Genomic DNA, 19,486 nt, shown 5'->3' with positions numbered 1-19,486 from the left:
ATCAATATTATGCATGTCGGATCAAATGAATAAAGTCATTCAAGTTTTCCCTTTTTATTCAAAACACCCATGCATAAAAAAACCGCTAACCTAAGTCAGCGGTTTTTTTTGAAACTGTAAAATTAACCGTTACGGTTACGTTTACGTTCGTTTTCAGTCAACCAGCGTTTACGGATACGGATTGACTTAGGCGTTACTTCAACTAATTCGTCGTCTTCAATGAATTCAAGCGCTTGTTCAAGCGTATATTCAATTGCAGGAACAAGAGTCAACGCATCATCAGTACCAGAAGCACGTACGTTAGTTAACTGTTTCGCTTTAGTTGGGTTAACAGTCATGTCGTCTGAACGTGAGTTAATACCAACGATCATACCTTCATAAACTTCTAACTGTGGACGTGCAAATAGACGGCCGCGGTCTTGTAAGCTGAACAATGCATAGCCCAAGCAAGTACCTTGAACCATAGAAATCAACACACCGTTTTGACGTTTCGCAACAGTACCTTGTTTCATTGGACCGTAGTGCGAGAAGCTTGAAGTCATGATACCTGTACCTGAAGTCATTGTTAAGAATTCAGAACGGAAACCAATCAAACCACGTGAAGGAACAGTTGCTTCAATACGGATACGGCCTTTACCGTCAACTTCCATATTGGTCATTTCACCTTTACGGTGACCCATTTGTTCCATTACAGCGCCTTGGTGCTGCTCTTCAACGTCAAAAGTTACGTTTTCGTATGGCTCTTGTTTTTCACCATCAATTTCTTTGATGATTACTTGTGGACGTGATACGCCCATTTCGAAGCCTTCACGACGCATGTTTTCAATAAGAACTGAAAGGTGAAGCTCACCACGACCAGACACTTTGAAACGGTCAGGACTGTCAGTATCTTCAACACGTAATGCTACGTTGTGAATCAATTCGCGATCTAGACGTTCACGGATATTACGTGAAGTTACGAATTTACCTTCTTTACCAGCAAACGGTGAGTTGTTTACTTGGAAAGTCATCGATACTGTAGGTTCGTCTACAGAAAGTGCAGGTAAAGCTTCAACTGCTTTTGGATCACAGATTGTGTCAGAGATATGAAGTTCATCAATACCCGTTACACAAACGATGTCACCAGCAGAAGCTGATTCAACATCGATACGCTCTAATCCATGGTAACCCATGATTTTTAAGATACGACCGTTACGTGTTTTACCGTCTTTGTCGATTACAGTTACAGGAGTGTTTAATTTCACTGAACCACGTTGAATACGACCAACACCGATAACACCTACGAAGCTGTTATAGTCAAGTGAAGACACTTGCATTTGGAATGGACCGTCAACGTCAACCGCTGGTGGTTCAACGATGTCTACAATTGTTTCGAACAATGGAGTCATGTCTTCAGCAAGTTCTTCTGGAGATGGACCAGCCACACCACGAAGACCTGAAGCATATACAACTGGGAAGTCTAACTGTTCGTCAGAACCACCAAGGTTGTCGAACAAATCAAATACTTGGTCAATTACCCAGTCTGGACGAGCGTTTGGCTTGTCGACTTTGTTAATAATTACGATTGGTTTCAAACCACGTGCGAACGCTTTTTGCGTTACAAAACGAGTTTGTGGCATTGGGCCTTCTTGAGAGTCAACAAGAAGAAGTACGCAGTCAACCATTGACATTACACGTTCTACTTCACCACCGAAGTCGGCGTGTCCCGGGGTATCCACAATATTGATACGGTATTCAGTGTTAGTACGCTTGTCTAACCATTTGATTGCAGTGTTTTTTGCAAGAATGGTAATACCACGTTCACTTTCAATAGCGCCAGAATCCATTACACGTTCGATCTCGCCTGCGCGATCGCCAAGAGCACCTGATTGCTGTAAAAGTTTGTCTACAAGAGTAGTTTTACCATGGTCGACGTGCGCGATGATGGCAATGTTACGGAGAGTTTTAATATCTGACATGTGAATTCGATACGCCTAAAGTTTGAGGGCAAATTATACAGAAAAAATATAGATTTTAGTAGTGACAGTTTATTGACAATCGCATTTTTTTTGACGACTGGCACGCTTTTGGTTTTGTAAAGCTGTGTAAACAGATTAGAATAGCGCCACCTAGCCTTAATTTTCAGTGCCGCATGTCTGATTTAAACCAATCTCCCGAAGCAAAAGATCAACTCGATTTAGTCTATGGATTGAATGATCGACCAAAACCTTTTATTGCTTTTCTCGCTGCGTTTCAACATTTATTGGCCATTATTGTCCCAATTGTGACGCCGGGTCTGCTGATCTGTTTGGCACTTGGTGTGTCAAAAGAAGACACCAATATGATTCTGTCGATGTCATTGGTGATCTCTGGTATCGCAACCTTTTTACAATGTAAAAAAGTCGGTCCATTTGGTGCAGGTCTCCTGATTGTACAAGGAACCAGCTTTAACTTTATTGGTCCTATTATCGGTATTGGTTCTGCAATGGTTGCGGCAGGTACACCTGTAGAAGCAGTTATGGCGGCAATTTTTGGTGTCGTGATCGCAGGTTCATTCATTGAAATGGGTGTGTCACGGATCTTACCGTGGGTGAAAAAACTGATTACCCCATTGGTAACAGGTATTGTGGTGCTATTGATTGGTCTGACTTTAATTAAAGAAGGCCTGATCAGCATGGGTGGTGGTTATCAAGCCATGGGCGATAAAACATTTGCCAATACAGACAACCTCATCATGTCATGTACCGTTTTGGCACTGATCATTTTATTGAACCGTGTGCGTATTACATGGGTAAAAAGTTCTGCCATCCTCATTGCCTTAGTCGTCGGTTACATCCTTGCAGGCTTTATGGGTCATTTAAACTTTGATGGTTTAAAAGATGCGCCACTGGTTCAAATTCCAACACCGATGCACTTTGGCTTAAGCTTCTCTTGGAGCTTGTTTATTCCAATGGCATTTATCTACCTTGTGACATCTTTGGAAGCGATTGGCGATATTACCGCGACTTCTAAGCTTTCAAATCAAGCTGTAGATGGCCCTGAATGGATGAAGCGTATTAAAGGTGGTGTATTGGTGAATGGTGCAAACTCATTCCTTGCCGGTATCTTTAACACATTCCCAAGTTCTGTATTTGCGCAAAACAACGGTGTTATTCAGTTAACAGGTGTTGCAAGCCGCTATGTAGGCATTTGGATTGCTGCCCTATTGGTTATTTTAGGCTTACTTCCTGCTGTAGCAGGTGTCATTCAGGCAGTTCCACAAGCCGTGCTTGGTGGTGCTGTAATGGTCATGTTCGGTGCCGTGGCTGCCTCGGGTATTAATATCTTGTCAGGCATTCATTTAGACCGCCGCGCACTATTAATCATTGCGATTTCATTGGCATTGGGTCTAGGTGTTGCACAAGTACCACAAATCCTTGAACATCTTCCTGAATTGTTCCGTAATATCTTCAGTTCAGGCGTTGCCACTGGTGGTATCGCTGCCCTTATTTTGAATATTGTTCTTCCTGAAGTGAAGAAGTAAGTTCATTTGTCAAAGAACACTGCCTAGGTTCCGCCCTAGGCAGTGTTTTTTATGATGGAGAAATCTATGGATCTCACAAGTGAAGTCGTTATACGACAGATCGATTTATTACAAGATCGCGTGCTTTTCGTAAATGCACCGACAGATGACTTACTCAGTCAATTGAATGACAATATTAAGCCATCGATTTGGTGCTGGAATTTTAATGATTTTCAGTACTTTCAAAATCAACAGTCAAACGTCCATTTTGGTGTCGATTTTCCTGAAGGTCAGTTTGATCAAGCGGTTATTTTTGTTCCGAAATCAAAAGAACTGCTGAATTATTTATTACACAATGTCGCAAGTCATCTTGCTCAAGGTGCGTCTATTTTCCTCGTGGGTGAGAAAAAAGGCGGTGTTGAACGCGCAGCAAAACAATTACAACCCTTTGGTAAAACCCTAAAAATTGATAGTGCGCGTCACTGTCAAATGTGGCAAACCCTCTTAGAAAAAACTGTAACACTCAAGCCACTGCAAGATTGGGTGCAAAAATATCCAGTTGAAACCCCAAATGGTGAGCTTACGATTTGCGCACTGCCTGGCGTATTTAGCCAGAACCGTTTAGATGTGGGTACGGCTACATTATTGCCTTATTTGTCACAGGTGACTTCTGGCAAAATTGCAGATTTTGGCTGTGGTGCGGGTGTTATCAGTGCTTATTTAGCCAAACTGAATCCTAAAAATCGTATCTTTGCCATGGATGTAGATGCCTTTGCACTAGCGTCTACACAAATGACATTTGAACAAAATTTGCTTGAACCTGAACAACTTGAGATTAAAGCGGTCACAGGAATCGAGGATGCTCCATTATTTTTACATGCCATAGTCAGCAATCCACCCTTCCATCAAGGGATTCAAACCGACTACAATGCCAGTGAAAATCTATGCAAAACTTCGCGCAGACATTTGAAGTCTGGGGGTGAGCTTTGGATTGTTGCCAACCGATTCCTCAATTATCCGACTTTAATTGAGCAACATTACGGTCAATGTACAATCAAAGCCGACCAACAAGGATTTAAAGTCTTGTTTGCGAGCACGCAAAAAAATCTTAAGGAACAATGATGAGCGAAACTCAAAAACCAGCTCAGCTTCAGCGTAAGTTGGGTGCTCGCCATCTCAACATGATTGCAATTGGTGGATCAATTGGTACAGGTTTATTCCTTGCCTCAGGTGCAACCATTGCCAATGCAGGCCCGGGTGGCGCCCTGCTTGCATACTGCTTAATTGGTATCATGATTTACTTCTTGATGACCAGTCTAGGTGAGCTTGCAACACATAATCCAACTTCGGGTGCATTCTTTACCTACGGCACCAAATATGTCGAGGGTGGTTTCGGCTTCGCTTTGGGTTGGAACTATTGGTATAACTGGGCGATTACCGTGGCATTTGAATTGGTTGCAGTCCAATTCATTATGAAATTCTGGTTTCCAGATATTCCGGGCTTCTACTGGAGTGCGATTTTCCTCGCAATCGTCTTTGCCATTAATGCACTGACCGTAAAAGGCTTTGGTGAATCAGAATTCTTCTTCTCCCTAGTTAAAGTGCTCGCAATTGTTGCCTTTATCATTATCGGTTTGTTTATGATTGGCAAAATCATGCTGACACCGGGCGTAGAAACATTTGCCAACTGGAGCAAGGGTGAAGCCCCATTTGTCGGCGGTTTATCTGCCTTGATTGGTGTAGCCATGATTGCCGGTTTCTCTTTCCAAGGGACTGAAATGGTTGGTGTGGCTGCTGGTGAATCGAAAGATCCTGAAAAGACCATCCCTATTGCCATTAAGCAAATTTTCTGGCGTATCTTGTTGTTTTATATCGTGTGTATTTTCATTATCGGTACACTCATTGCCTATGATGACCCACGTTTATTACAAGCGGCATCTACTGAAAATATTGCACTATCACCATTTACCTTACTGTATGAAAAAGCAGGTTTTGCCTTTGCTGCATCAGTAATGAATGCAGTGATCTTAACCGCGATTTTATCAGCGGGTAACTCTGGTATGTACTCCTCTACCCGTATGCTCTTTGATATGGCACGTAAAGGCAGTGCGCCGAAAGTCTTTGGTCGCTTAGATTCACGTGGTGTACCAATGAATGCACTTTATGCAACAACAGCGATTGCGGCACTGTGCTTCTTAACCACCTTTATCGGTGAACAAGCGGTCTTTAACTGGTTACTGAACATGTCAGGTATGTGTGGCTTTATTGTGTGGCTCGGTATTGCAGTTTCACATTATCGCTTCCGTAAAGGCTACTTGGCTCAAGGCAATAAATTAGAAGATCTTGCTTACCGTGCAAAATTCTTCCCATTTGCACCTTGGTTTGCCTTTATTTTGTGTGCCATCGTGGTCCTTGGTCAGAACTATCAAGCCGTTTTAGATGGTGAGTGGTTAGCCGTTGTTTCTACCTATATTGGTATTTTCTTATTCCTTGCCATTTGGTTTGGTTATAAGTGGAAACACAAAACCAAGTTGGTTTCATATCAAGAAATGGATGTAAAACCAATGAAAGTTGATCAAGAATAATGTGATCACTGAATAAAAAAAAGCAGCTCCTAAGCTGCTTTTTTTTATGGCTAAAATTGTATCTCAATACATTCACGCTTTAACAAAATATTTCGTGAGTGATGTTGAGGAATGATGTCTGATCTATCATCAACAACTGATAGGCTGACGCAATCATGTTAAGCAGCAAAATAAAAACGCCCAATGCAATGCATCAGGCGTTTGTTCAAAAGTCACAACCTTTTCAGGTTTGATTTTCAATACTTAAGAAGCATTATGCTGTTGTACAAAGGCAATAAACTCGTCTTCGCTCATCACCGGAATACCCAGTTTTTCAGCCTTTTCTAATTTAGAACCTGCCTTTTCACCCGCAACCACACATTTGGTTTTACCCGAAACACTACCACTGACACGTGCGCCTAAGGCTTGAAGCATTTGCGTCGCTTCATCACGCCCCATGGTACTCAATGTTCCAGTAATCACCCAACTCTCGCCATTCAGCGGCTGACGACTTGGTGCAACAGGTGCATCCCAATGAATCCCAGCTGCCAACAAACGATCAACCACTTCGAGGTTATGCGGCGCTTGGAAAAAGTCGACAATCCATTCAGCGGTAATATCACCAACGTCTGGCGTTTTTTTCAAGGATTCGAGATCTGCATGGCGAATCGCATCAAAGGTTTGGAAGGTATTGGCGAGCATGCGTGCCGTGGTTTCACCCACGCCTCGAATGCCAAGTGCATAAATAAATGCGCCTAGTGTCGTTTTCTTACTATTTTCAATAGAATCGATGAGGTTTTGAACCGACTTTTCACCCATTTTTTCAATGGTCAGTAATTTTTCACGATGCTCATGCAAGCTATAAATATCAGCAACATCTTTGAGTAGATCCAAATGTAAAAGTGATTCCGCCCAACGGTCGCCTAAGCCCTCAATGTCCATAGCTTTACGCGATACAAAGTGACGAATCGCCTCAATACGCTGTGCAGCACAGTACAAACCACCTGAACAACGTGCCAAGGCTTCACCTTCTGGCATCACGACAGGAGATGCACAGACTGGGCAACATGCAGGTAACTGAACTTCTACCGTATCTACAGGACGGAATTCAGGCCATACTTTTTCCACTTTTGGAATCACATCGCCACTACGGTAAACACTGACTGTATCACCTACACGTACATCTAAACGGTGAATTTCACCAATATTATGTAGAGTGACATTGGAAACCGTTACGCCACCGACTGCCACAGGGTTTAAACGCGCGACTGGGGTTAAAGTCCCTGTACGCCCCACTTGCCAATCAATATTTTCAACTGTCGTCAGCGCTGCGACTGCAGGGAATTTATATGCCGTTGCCCAGCGTGGTTCACGACTTAAAAAACCCAATGTTTGCTGCTGCTTCAGGCTATTTACCTTAATCACCATGCCATCAATTTCAACACTCAGGCTTGGACGATCAATGATCATTTGCTCATACTCAGCTTGTACGTCCTGAATGCTATCACAAATAAAGTGACGTTCACCGACAGCAAAACCAAACTGTGTCAACCACTCAAGACTTGCAGACATGGTGGTTTGCCCATGATGTGGTTCACACTGTGCAATGCCATAGGCATAAAAAGCCAAAGGACGCGAAGCCGCAATTGCAGGATCGAGTTGACGTAAGCTTCCTGCTGCTGCATTTCGTGGATTGGCAAAGGTTTTTTCACCTTTGGCTTCATTTTCAGCATTAAGCTTTTCAAAGCCTGACTTTGGCATCAGGACTTCACCACGGACTTCAAGCAGACTTGGAATTTCAGTCTGTGTAGAAGTCAGTACTTTAGGTAAATTACGAATGGTTTTTACATTTTGGGTAATGTCTTCCCCAGTTTCACCATCGCCCCGTGTCACACCACGGACTAAAATGCCATTTTCATACCAGAGAGAAATGGCCAGTCCATCAAATTTTAATTCGACATCATATTCAATTTTTTGATTCGGCAAGCGCTCTTCCGCACGACGCGCAAAGGCAAATAAATCTTCTGCATTAAACACATTACCCAATGACAACATGGGTACTGCATGGGTTACAGATTCAAACTTAGACAAGGCCTTTCCACCCACTTTTGTAGTTGGTGTATCAGGTTGTACTAAATCAGGGTATTGCTCTTCTAAAGCTTTTAATTGGTGAAAAAGTTGATCATATTCACTGTCCTCAATTTCTGGCGTGTCCATGACATAGTAGGCATGGTTATGCTTCGCCAAGAGTTGAATCAGTTGTCGCATCTGTGCAACGACAGTGGATTGTTGTGTCATACATTCACCATAAAAAAGGGCGGTTCATGCTCCGCCCTCAAATTTCATTATCTGTTGCTATTATAGAAACCCACTCGGTGAGTTTCAATCAAAGACGCTTAGACTTCGATAGCTTGACCTTGACGATAATCAATCGCTTGATGACGCCAATGTTCACGCATCTGCGGTGTAAATTCTTGGTTATTTTGATCATACACAGTACCGTCAATTTCACGTGCAATTAGACGTGAAATGCTGTCCATAGTATCAAAGGCATTTTGTACATCGCTGTGTGGAAGCGCCAAGAAGAAGGCCAAACCTTTTACTTCTTCAGTCGATAAAGTTTCAAGATCAAAACCTTGCGCAGCGCCATCATTATTCATTTGTAATACAGAGAATAATAACTTTGTCCCTTCTTCATCATAGCGATGGAAACAGGCCATTTCGCCAAAACGCAGACCGTACTTCAGCAACACTTTTAATGCTTTTTCACCTGACAAGGCACGGCTATCCGGGAACACATTTAAGGCGATATAAGTTTCCGCAGTTGCTAAAGCACTTTCTTCATCAACAATTTTTTGTTCATGTAAATGCGCATCCAAAATACTGCTTTCTTCATCAAAATCGCTAATTTCAGCTTTTTCAATTGCACTATTTACACTAAATTCTGGTGCTTTTTCTGCAGGAACAGCGTCAGCCTGAACATTCGTCGCAGGAGTCGCTGCGTGATTGGCATCGGTGGCTACAGTTGCAACCGTTGCAGATTCTGTTGTTTCTGTAGACAATGTATTGTCTTCTGTTGCAGTTTGAGCTTTTTCAACTGAAACGGGATCCGTCGTAGTCGTCTCATTCTTTGCAATAGCCTCAACGCTTTGCTCAGCTTGTTCTGTTGCCATTGCTTCTGGCGTTACATTCGCTTGAACAGCTTCAGTCGTTTCAACCGCTGTGACTTTTTCCTCAGCCAAAGTCGGCTCTACACGTTGCGTGGTTTCAGGTGTATTTAACTGATTTCGTACATGGCGCGGAATAACAGGTTGCTGACTATCAGGGTCAATATGTAATTCGGTGTCGAGTGATGGCGCTGCATCCGCAGGTTTACGAAACATCATTCGAATGCCCACAACCATGATAATTACAGCGATTACAATCCCAGCTATAGTGGTGATTTCCATGTTATGCCTCCGCAGCTAAACCGTATTCTTTGGCCTGCTCAATATTCACAGTCACTAATTTTGAAGTTCCTGGTTCTGGCATGGTCACACCAAGTAAGTCAGTTGCCATTGTCATTGCCAGTTTATTGTGTGTAATGTAGATAAATTGCACTTGTTCTGAAAGCTCTTTTACAAGATTACAAAATCTTCCTACATTTGCATCGTCTAAAGGTGCATCGACTTCGTCTAAAACGCAAAATGGTGCAGGATTTAAGCGGAAAATCGCAAAAACCAAAGCCAATGCGGTCAATGCCTTTTCACCACCCGACAATAATGCCAAAGAGCTATTTCGTTTACCCGGTGGTCGTGCCATCAGTTTTACACCTGATTGCCAACCATCTTCAAGGCTTAAACTTGCTTCACCACCATTAAATACTTTCGGAAATAACGCTTGAAGTTCAGCATTGACCTTATCAAAAGTAGTCATAAACAGCTTTCGCGTTTCCTGATCAATGCTTTTCATCGCGGCTTGCAGTTGTTCAACGGTCTTTTGCAAGTCATCAATTTGGTGGCTTAAATCATCAAAGCGTTTAGAAACTTCAGTATATTCTTCTGCCGCAGCCAAGTTGACTGCACCCAATTTATCAAACTGCTGCTGTGCTTTTTCTAGTTTTTGCTGATGGGATACCACATCAATGCTTAAACCTGTCAGCATTTCGCTGTTCATTTCTTTCAGCTGTTCAGAATAATGCTGCAAATCAGACTGCGCGGATTGCCAAGCTAGACGCTTTTCTTCCAATTGCGTACGCAATTTTTCATCTTGCTGTTGATGTGAATGGCGTTGTTCCGTCAATGTCTGTTGTTTACTCTGAACATTATTCAGTTCAAGCTGCCAGTCATTCCATGTTTTTTGTAAACGTTCAGTGACTTGGGCTTGCTCTGAATACTGTGACTCAAGCGCAGGCAATTCTAACTGTACCGGATCGACAAATTTCTTTGCCTGTTCCATCTGTCCAATAATTTGCTGAGTTTGCGCTTTCAAAAAGACCGTGTCTTTTTCTAATAATTCAATCTGTTGTTTCGTCTGTACAGACTGACGACGCACGATTTCCAATTCTTGCTGACTGTGTAGTGCCACTTGCTGAGCACTTTCCAGCGCTAGACTCAATTCCTCAACTTGGAATTGCAAGGTTTTATAATTGGGCAAGGCTTGCTCAAGCTTCATCGTCAGCGCATGCAGATCTATTTCCAAATCATCTTTTTGCATGGCATCTTCTTCAAGCTGTGCTTCAAGTTGCTGCAATTGATCTTGTAACTGCTGCTTTTGTAATGCAAAAGCCTGATGGGAACTTTGTGCCTTCGCAATCGCAACATCAGCATTTTGAATGTCTTTTTGCCAATTTTTTAATTGGCTATGTTGCTGTTGCAGATTTTGCTGTAAAGCTTGTACGGCATTTTGCAACTCAGGCAATTGGCCTTCTAGTTGCGTTAGCTTTGGCTGCTGCTCTGCAAGTAATTCAATCAATTCATCCAAGCGAATACGGTGGCTCAATGCACCTTGCCCTGCTTGGCTGTCCTCGTCATAGTCTAGACCAATCACCCAATCCACACCGACATGATAACCATCGAGCGTGAGTATCGACTGACCAACAGCCAGTTTAGCCTGATGACTCAATGCCATCGTCAATGTTTCAGCAATCGCGACCTGCTGCCAGATCGAAAGTTGTGGTGCTTCAATCCACGTCGCCAAAGCGTCTAATCCAACGATTTGTGCTGCTGTGTGATAACTGCCTTTGACCTGACGTGCAATACTGTCTTGAAAATTATCACTGTGTCCCAAGACTTGGGCACTCAGCCATTTAGACAAAAATTTCTCGACCAGTTGCGCATGCTGTTTACCTTGCGTGCTCAACTGCAACTGCTGCATTAAATGTTGACGCTGGCTTTGCTGCTTTGGACTGGCTTTAATCATCAATTGATTTAGGTTTTTCTGCTCGGACAACAGCACCTGTATTTCTGACTTTAACTGCAGCACCGTATTTTTGTGCTGTGCCTGCTGTTCTTGTGCAGCTGCAAGCTGTGCTTGAGTTTCGGCAATCACCTGCTCTTGTTGCGTAATTTGTTGTTCGAGCTGTTGCTTATCTTGCTGATACTGCTCCAACTCATCTTGCTGCGCCTGATGCTGAATTTGACCTCTTTGCTGTTGCAGGGTCTCACGTTGTTGCTCAATTCGACCAATATTTTTGGTCAATTGTTCACTCTGCGCCAACATCTGTAGCTTTTGCTGTTGCTGCTTTTCGACTTGCCCACGGCATTGTTCAAATTGTTGAACCGCTTGTTGATGCTGAGCTTTCAAATCGGCCAATTGTTGAGTCTGATCTTGACTACTGCTTTCTTGGCGCTGTAATTGCTCAACAAATCCATCTTGCTGTTCTTGCAGCGTTTCCAGTTGTAACTCTAATAGCTGTAAACGTTCTTTGGTTTGAGCTTTTTGCTTTTCAAGCTCCACCAAACTTGCCGAATTTTGTGCAAATAAACCCTGCTTTTGCTCCAGCGTCATTTTCAACTCAGACAGTTTCTTTTCCGCCTGTTGCCATTCGCTTTGTAATGGCGTGGACTGTTGAATAAGCCGTTGAAATAAAGCACTGGTGGAAGATAAGTCATGCTCAAGGGTGTTCAGCTCAGAACGAACCAGTTTGAAGGTTTCCCCGAGCTCATTCATGTCGAGCGTGTATTCTTGCTGTAAACGCGTGCTTTGTTCACATTGGAAAGACAACACTTCGATCTTAATGGTACGAATTTGGGTTTCTAATTCTTTGTATTGCACCGCCGTTTCAGACTGGCGTTTTAAGGTTTTCAGCTGAGATTTCAGTTCTGATGCAATGTCTTCGAGACGTTCTAAGTTTTGAGTGGTGTGTTCTAGATGCTGCAACGTTTCACGACGACGAGCTTGATAGCGAGAAACCCCAGCGGCTTCTTCAATATACACACGCATTTCTTCAGGTTTGGCATCGACCAAACGGTTGATCATGCCCTGTTCAATAATCGCATACGAACGTGGACCTAAACCGGTACCTAAGAAAATATCGGTAATATCACGACGGCGGCATTTGGTGCCGTTGAGGAAATATTCGGATTTACCATCACGATTGACCTGACGACGAACTGCTAGTTCAGTATAGGCATTATAAGCGCCACCTAGCTTGCCATAGGTATTATCAAAACGCAGTTCAACACTCGCCATCCCGACTGGTTTACGCTTGGCCGTTCCGGTAAAAATAACATCTTGCATGGTGCCACCACGCAATTGACGGGCACTGGATTCACCCATAACCCAACGAATGGCATCAATCACATTGGATTTACCACAGCCGTTCGGTCCAACAACCGCACTACGGTTGCCTTCAAATTTTAGAGTTGTGCTATCGGCAAAAGATTTGAAGCCGGAAAGTTTTAAACTGCTTAAACGCATAATGTCCTGATCAGCGGCGTGAACGTCTCGCCCACGCTAATTCGATTTGTTTCATCCGTGTTAGTGATTCCAACACAAGGTTGCGTAAGTGTCGACAAAAATCTTCCATAAATAAAGTGGCTTGATGTGATTTTCTGATTAAAACTGCATCAGTCACTAATTTAAACAAATCAAAAGATTCTTGTAGTTCACGTCGTGAAATATTCAGTGTCAGGAAATAACTACGTCTGAGTGATGGCAACAATTCTTGGTAATAACGCATCAGGTAGGTATTTCCCACCATTTCATGCTGACGAGCCATGCCCTGAAAAATCAGATCATAAAACTTTTCAGTATTGCCTTGGCGAGTTTCCACGTCTAATTGTTCAAGTAATAACTGAATACGCTCAGCTTCATGGCTGCGCCACGTTTCCGCCATACGATACACAATTTGACCCAACAATAATGCTGCAATATCAAATAATGAGCGCACTTGTAAAGCCGACATTTCAGAGACTAAGGCGCCACGTCGCGGGTAGATTTCAATGAGCTGGGTCCGTTCTAAAATCAATAAAGCTTCACGAACAGAGCCACGGCTCACATCCAATTCGGCCGCAATTCTGAGTTCCTGAATACGCTCGCCTTCGACCAACTCACCGCGAATGATTTGTTCACCGATGTGTTTGGCAATTTGTTCCGACAAACTGTCCGCTTCTTGTTGTTGCATACTGTTCCTATCTTTTTTTTATAAGATGCAATGTTCAGATTTACACTCAATCTATTTGCATTAGAAACGATAAGCAACCTAATTGAACATGACATTGTCTGACAATCTTGTGTCAACAAAGCCAATTTTGTCAGTCAAAACGGACAATCATGCGCCAAAGGCTTGCACACCTTGGTAAATAAAATAGCAGCCGACTGTTGTTAATAAACATGCAAAACAACGCTTTAGCATAAATGGCGACAACATATGAGCCATTTTCGCACCCAATTTCGCAGTGATGAAGCTCATTACACTAATCCCGATAAATGCATAAATATGGATATAACCAATGGTATTGGGAACCACGATATCGGCTTGATGACCAAACCACATAAAGCCGAGGGCCCCAGCAATCGCAATCGGTAAACCACATGCAGCAGACGTTGCGACCGCTTTTTGCATAATGACGCCATTTTTATTCAAATATGGGACGGTTAAGCTGCCACCACCAATACCGAAGATCGCAGAGGCAATCCCAATACCACCCCCTGCTGCCATTTGCATGGCTTGTGAGGGTAAATGTTTATTCGGATCGACTGGTGTCGCTGCACCGCGAAACATTTTAAAGGCTACCCAGACCGCAAAAAAGCCGATTAACAGTTGCAAACCCTGCCCTGATAAATAATCTGCAATGCCTGCACCGAGAAATGAACCGATCACCAAACCCGGTGACAAATTCCGAAAGACATTCCACAGCACGGCACCTTTTTTATGATGCGCCGAAACCGAGCTAAGTGAGGTGACAATAATCGTGGCTAAAGATGTGCCCACCGCCATGTGCATAATCACACTGGGATCATACTGAAGTTGGGTAAAGACGATGAATAAAATCGGCACAATAATCAGGCCACCGCCCACACCAAATAGCCCCGCAGCAAAACCAGCGATTGCACCAATCAGTAAATATATGATTAACTCCATCAATATTATTCCACAACTCTCAGATTCAAATGGATTTAGAGACCAGACACTTACAGCAATTGCTGAGCACAGTACCTCAGCCGCCTGAAGTTTTATTACTGAAGCCCATTACTACATCGACCAATGACGATGTCCGTGAGATTGCCAAAAAAGGCATTCAACATGTTTTGGTATGCAGTGAAGAGCAAACTCAGGGGCGTGGGCAACGCGATCATCAATGGGTCTCACCCGTTGGTAATATCTATTTAAGCACATTGCTGAATTTACAGACATCTATAGATGGGCGGCTTGCACTCGAAATAGCCTTAAATATCTTACAAATGCCTAGTTTGCAGAATCTCGCATTACAAGTGAAATGGCCCAACGACCTATATAGTCCACAAGGCAAATGGGGCGGGATTTTGATTGAACCGATTTCGCCACATCAAGCGATCGTCGGCGTTGGGATGAACTTATTTCCGATTCCATCCGCAGGAATTGAGCAACGTGCAACCTCGTTATCTGAACTCGGACTTCCCTCGCCAAACCGTTTGCAGTTAATTGCTGAACTCTATGCAGCGATTCAACTTGCAGGTGAATGGTTCGATCATAACTGCTATAACCTCGCTGCACGATTCAACCATTATGCTGCATTTATGCAACAGCCCGTTGAACTTGAACACCTGCAAGGCAAAAGCCAAGGTCTCTTTCTCGGTATTGAAAATGATGGTTCGATCAACATCCAAACTTCGCAGCGCTTAGAAAATCATTTCCAGGGTCGCTTACGTTTAGCAGATCAATCATAAACAGGATTGCAAAGGCCTACTGATGAAAAAATTATGGCTCGATGTCGGTAATACTCGGCTGAAATACTGGATTACTGAACACGATCAAATTATAGAGCATGCTGCGGAACTGCATTTACAGTCGCCTGCCGAACTCCTACTCGGTTTAATCCAGCACTTTAAAAGTTTGGACTTAGATCAGGTGGGGATATCTTCGGTACTCGACAAGAAAAATAATGATCGGATTCAAAAAATTCTTAAATTTTTAGCCGTTCCTGTCACTATTGCCAAAGTTCATGCCGAATATGCGGGCTTACGCTGTGCTTATGAAGACACCAGTAAGTTCGGGATCGACCGTTGGCTGCAAATGCTCGCAGTGGTCAAAGACCCTACACAAAAATACTGTGTGATTAGTTGTGGAACGGCACTCACCATTGACTTAACGGATGGCTTACAACATTTAGGCGGTTATATTTTGCCAAATTTGTATTTGCAACGTGATTCGCTCATCCAAAACACCAAAGGCATTAAAATTCCAGATGCCACCTTTGACGAGCTGTCTCCTGGTAAAAACACCATAGACGCTGTTCATCATGGCATCTTGCTCAGCTTGGTCAGCACCATTGAAAAGGTTCTCGACAAATATCCAAGTCGGTTAATTTTAACCGGTGGCGATGCTACGCTATTTGCACGTTATTTAGAACAATATCAGCCGGCTGTCGAAGCAGATTTGCTGCTTCGAGGCCTACAAAGTTATGTAAATGGTGTGTAATTTAGCCATTTATTTGATAGCAAACTGTGAAAGCGTGATGGCCAATGGTGATCACGCTTTTTTATTGATGGTTATTTCACACAAGCATAGTTACAAATTGTATCGCGATTCATGACCTTTTTTCGTCCAAGGAATTACAATAGCCTGCGATGATCAACAGATACATCAGCAACTTTATAATTTAAAAATGTCTTTCAAGATAGAATATAAGACGAAGAGTATAGATATGAAATTTAAAAATTTACTGGGTTTAAGCCTGTTCGCCTCTACATTATTCTTCGGCGGTTGTACCACGACACAAAATCTAGCCAACTCTAAAATCCCTGCCGAAATCAAATCACAGCTCAGCACATCTGAAGCAGTTTTGGGTTATTTCGGTGATGAAGATAATCCTGATTACTGCGGCTGCGTATCGTATATTGACTCAAGCTATTACATGACCCCAGTCAAAGACGGCTATTACCGTGTACTTTTAGGTCGTAATGCCACAGGTGATTTTTTAGTTCAAGATTTTTACCAAGAAACCAAAACCCCTCAATCCTCACCTGCTTGGGTTAAAGATCCGATGAAATTATTTAGTTTCAGTGGCAGTGACATCGAAGGTCCGGTAACGCTTTATCGTAAAAACGGCAAAGTAGAATCTACCTTTGTAAACCAAGATGGCGTGAGCATCCAAGGCGAAGAATTTTATCCAACAGGACAACGTGGCGCAGCGTATAAAGTCGATGAAAATGGTAATGACGCCTATCGCTTATGGTATGCCTCAGGAAAAATTGCGGCTGAATATGTGGTCGATACCGACGGTGAATATGTTGGTGGCTATAAAGCTTGGCAGGAAGATGGTCGTGAAGCCAATGACGACATTGACGACATTCGTGAACGTGTTGCTTTAGAACTCGACTGATCTTTCAACAGTTTGAACAAACAAAAAAGGCGCAGATTGCGCCTTTTTTCTCCTCAATTGCACCAATTGCATGATTGCAATCTCAGTCTTCACTAAATATCTTATCTACAAAACACGCGATCTATTAAACACGCGCACAGAACCTAGCTAAGCCGTTAAAATCGGCTTTAACACGTGCCACAGTTGTGGAATCTCAGAAAAGCCATCCTGTGCTGTGAAATGCCCCGCTTCTTTCACCTCATAAATTTGTGCATTTATAAAATTGCCCAATTGGATCGCAACCGGCGGCGGCACGATAGGATCATTGGATGAAATCAAACTAATACAAATTGGCATATAGGTCTGTAAAACACCACTATCCATTTTTGCACGTTGAATAAATGCGGTTAATTCAGGTTGTGTCGGTAAACTACTTTTAAAACCCGATACAAAAACGCCCGCTTTAATCCGTGTGCCATGCTGTTCAAAATATTGATTGAGATAATGCAGCGTGGTTAAACACCCCAAACCATGGGCAATCACAATGGTATTTTCATCCAAATCAGGCATTTGCAACGCTAGAAATTTCTGCCAATGGTCAAAATCAGGTTGTGCCGCATTTGCCATCACGATGCGTCGAGAATAATGTCCTGCTTCTTGCAGCTTTCGTCCCAACCAAGGAAACCAATGATCATTCGGTGATGCATCATGACCATGAACAATATAGATCTTGTGGCTTTCTGGCGTATGCGGTGTATTCATTATTTGATTCTTATTTTAGGTGATTATTTTTAGGAGAACCTTCAAATTTGCAGTTCGGCAAATTTTCACCTCTGTTTTAAACCCGTCACCTACACGCTCTCAATGTCAATTTGGCATCTTTTTGTAATGATTTAGCTCAGTTCGGTATCTATCGGCTCGTATAGCCAGATTCCTTCATCCAGTACTTGCTATCAAATGCACTCGATCACTTTGCTTAAGCGCACAGTCTCGTCAAATTGCAGCCATAAAAAAAGGCGCAGAAAGCGCCTTTTTTTCAGTCCAAATTACTTCGGATCTTTACTGCCAAACAATGGACCCATGCCACCGCCGCCAAATTGTTTTTGCATATTGCCCAATGATTTCATCATTTTTGCCATACCCGTTGGGTTGGCAAATTTCTTCATCATTTTCGCCATTTGCGCATGTTGCTTGATGAGTTTATTCACTTCAGCAACATCCATACCACAGCCTGCTGCAATACGTTTTTTACGGCTTGGATTCATCAAGTCTGGGTTACGACGTTCTTTAATGGTCATCGATTGAATAATCGCTTCCATTTTCTTCACTTGCTTTTCAGGATTTGCTTGTGCAATTGCATCTTGAATCCCTGAGTTGCTCATGCCTGGAAGTTTATCCAGGAAGCCCATCATGCCGCCCATTTTGTTCATTTGTTCAAACTGCATCAGCATATCTTCAAAGTTGAAGCTACCGCCTTTTTGCAGTTTTTTCGCCATTTTTTCGGCTTTTTCTTTGTCGATTTTACGTTCAACTTCTTCGACCAAAGAAAGTACGTCACCCATACCCAAAATACGCTGTGCGATACGTTCAGGATGGAATGGCTCTAGGGCATCGAGTTTTTCCCCCATACCCAAGAATTTGATTGGCTTACCAGTAATGGCACGAACAGAAAGTGCTGCACCACCACGTGCATCACCATCCGTTTTTGTCAGGATCACACCCGTCAAAGGCAAGGCATCATTAAAGGCTTTTGCCGTATTCGCCGCATCCTGACCAGTCATGGCATCAACCACGAACAATGTTTCAGTCGGCTTAATCGCTGCATGCAGCTCTTTAATTTCATCCATCATTTCGTCGTCTACATGTAAACGACCTGCTGTATCGACAATCAAGACATCAGCAAATTGAATTTTTGCTTGCTCAATCGCACGATTTGCGATGGTAATTGGTTTTTCGTCTGCGCTTGATTCAAAGAAAATCGCGCCAACTTCACCAGCAACTGTTTGTAGCTGTTTAATCGCCGCTGGACGATAAACATCGGCAGACACCATTGCTACTTTTTTCTTTTGACGTTCTTGTAAGAAACGTGCAAGTTTTGCCGCAGTAGTTGTTTTACCCGCACCTTGCAAACCTGCAAGAAGCACAACAACTGGTGGTTTTGCCGCTAGGTCTAGGCTTTCATTCGCCTCACCCATCATTTTGGTCAATTCGTCATGAACGATTTTGACGAAAGCCTGCCCCGGTGATAACTGAGTCATCACTTCTTGGCCCAATGCTTCTTCCTTAACTTTCGCGATGAATTCACGAGTTACAGGTAACGCAACATCGGCTTCAAGAAGTGCCATACGTACTTCGCGTAACGTATCTTTAATATTGTCTTCGGTTAGCTGCCCTGAGCCAGTAACATTTCTTAAACTCTGCGTGAGTCGTTCTGTTAAGGTATCAAACATTGCAAA

The 19,486-nt window shown here is 43.0% G+C and carries 14 protein-coding genes; 6 read left to right on the top strand and 8 right to left on the bottom strand.

The genetic code is table 11. The features are described from left to right. Window positions 1-122 precede the first annotated feature (122 nt). The gene (gene typA, locus MST16_RS03425; RefSeq protein ID WP_078191150.1) at window positions 123-1,958 is read right to left on the bottom strand and encodes a translational GTPase TypA; all 1,836 of its coding nucleotides are present in this window, start codon (window positions 1,956-1,958) and stop codon (window positions 123-125) included. Window positions 1,959-2,131: 173 nt separating this feature from the next. Between typA and MST16_RS03420 the strand changes: the two genes are divergently transcribed. From MST16_RS03420 to MST16_RS03410, 3 genes are all read left to right on the top strand, one after another. Continuing rightward, window positions 2,132-3,502 (top strand): uracil-xanthine permease family protein, encoded by a 1,371-nt coding sequence (locus MST16_RS03420; protein WP_180009891.1) that lies wholly within the window; start codon window positions 2,132-2,134, stop codon window positions 3,500-3,502. Between the two features lie 66 nt (window positions 3,503-3,568). Then, the gene (locus MST16_RS03415; RefSeq protein WP_078192341.1) at window positions 3,569-4,603 is read left to right on the top strand and encodes a methyltransferase; all 1,035 of its coding nucleotides are present in this window, start codon (window positions 3,569-3,571) and stop codon (window positions 4,601-4,603) included. Then, on the top strand, window positions 4,603-6,066 hold the full coding sequence (locus MST16_RS03410) for an amino acid permease (RefSeq protein WP_180009892.1): 1,464 nt from the start codon (window positions 4,603-4,605) through the stop codon (window positions 6,064-6,066). Before MST16_RS03415 ends, MST16_RS03410 begins: the two co-directional genes overlap by 1 nt. 243 nt (window positions 6,067-6,309) lie before the next feature. On the opposite strand, the gene ligA is transcribed toward MST16_RS03410, so the two are convergent. The 5 genes from ligA to MST16_RS03385 all read right to left on the bottom strand — a co-directional run bounded on the left by ligA (window position 6,310) and on the right by MST16_RS03385 (window position 14,611). Next, on the bottom strand, window positions 6,310-8,343 hold the full coding sequence (gene ligA, locus MST16_RS03405; RefSeq protein ID WP_180009893.1) for an NAD-dependent DNA ligase LigA: 2,034 nt from the start codon (window positions 8,341-8,343) through the stop codon (window positions 6,310-6,312). A 98-nt stretch (window positions 8,344-8,441) separates the two neighbouring features. After that, window positions 8,442-9,494 (bottom strand): cell division protein ZipA C-terminal FtsZ-binding domain-containing protein, encoded by a 1,053-nt coding sequence (locus MST16_RS03400; RefSeq protein WP_180009894.1) that lies wholly within the window; start codon window positions 9,492-9,494, stop codon window positions 8,442-8,444. 1 nt (window position 9,495) lies between these two features. Then, window positions 9,496-12,945 (bottom strand): chromosome segregation protein SMC, encoded by a 3,450-nt coding sequence (smc, locus tag MST16_RS03395; protein WP_180009895.1) that lies wholly within the window; start codon window positions 12,943-12,945, stop codon window positions 9,496-9,498. 10 nt (window positions 12,946-12,955) lie between these two features. Further along, window positions 12,956-13,651, bottom strand: a complete 696-nt coding sequence (locus MST16_RS03390; protein ID WP_180009896.1) for a GntR family transcriptional regulator — start codon at window positions 13,649-13,651, stop codon at window positions 12,956-12,958. A gap of 147 nt (window positions 13,652-13,798) precedes the next feature. Beyond that, window positions 13,799-14,611 carry a sulfite exporter TauE/SafE family protein gene (locus MST16_RS03385; RefSeq protein WP_180009897.1) on the bottom strand — a complete coding sequence of 271 codons (813 nt, stop codon included), beginning with the start codon at window positions 14,609-14,611 and terminating at the stop codon, window positions 13,799-13,801. A gap of 29 nt (window positions 14,612-14,640) precedes the next feature. Here MST16_RS03385 and MST16_RS03380 point away from each other — a divergent pair, with 29 nt between their 5' ends. The 3 genes from MST16_RS03380 to MST16_RS03370 all read left to right on the top strand — a co-directional run bounded on the left by MST16_RS03380 (window position 14,641) and on the right by MST16_RS03370 (window position 17,051). Beyond that, window positions 14,641-15,396 (top strand): biotin--[acetyl-CoA-carboxylase] ligase, encoded by a 756-nt coding sequence (locus MST16_RS03380; RefSeq protein WP_180009898.1) that lies wholly within the window; start codon window positions 14,641-14,643, stop codon window positions 15,394-15,396. A 22-nt stretch (window positions 15,397-15,418) separates the two neighbouring features. Further along, complete coding sequence (locus MST16_RS03375) at window positions 15,419-16,147, top strand: type III pantothenate kinase (protein WP_180009899.1); 729 nt, start codon at window positions 15,419-15,421, stop codon at window positions 16,145-16,147. Window positions 16,148-16,373: 226 nt separating this feature from the next. Next, window positions 16,374-17,051 (top strand): hypothetical protein, encoded by a 678-nt coding sequence (locus MST16_RS03370; protein WP_180009900.1) that lies wholly within the window; start codon window positions 16,374-16,376, stop codon window positions 17,049-17,051. 147 nt (window positions 17,052-17,198) lie between these two features. Here the strand turns inward: MST16_RS03370 and MST16_RS03365 are convergent, their stop codons facing one another. Together MST16_RS03365 and ffh are read right to left on the bottom strand one after the other, a co-directional pair. Further along, entirely contained in the window at window positions 17,199-17,792 is a 594-nt protein-coding gene (locus MST16_RS03365; protein ID WP_180009901.1) for an alpha/beta hydrolase, read from the bottom strand. A gap of 284 nt (window positions 17,793-18,076) precedes the next feature. Then, entirely contained in the window at window positions 18,077-19,480 is a 1,404-nt protein-coding gene (gene ffh / locus MST16_RS03360; RefSeq protein ID WP_078191163.1) for a signal recognition particle protein, read from the bottom strand. Window positions 19,481-19,486: the final 6 nt, after the last annotated feature.

This window comes from Acinetobacter sp. YH16040_T (assembly GCF_024605785.1).
Lineage (GTDB): Bacteria > Pseudomonadota > Gammaproteobacteria > Pseudomonadales > Moraxellaceae > Acinetobacter > Acinetobacter amyesii.
Note: the sequence above shows the minus strand (reverse complement) of the source record. Positions and strands in the feature narration are given on the sequence as shown.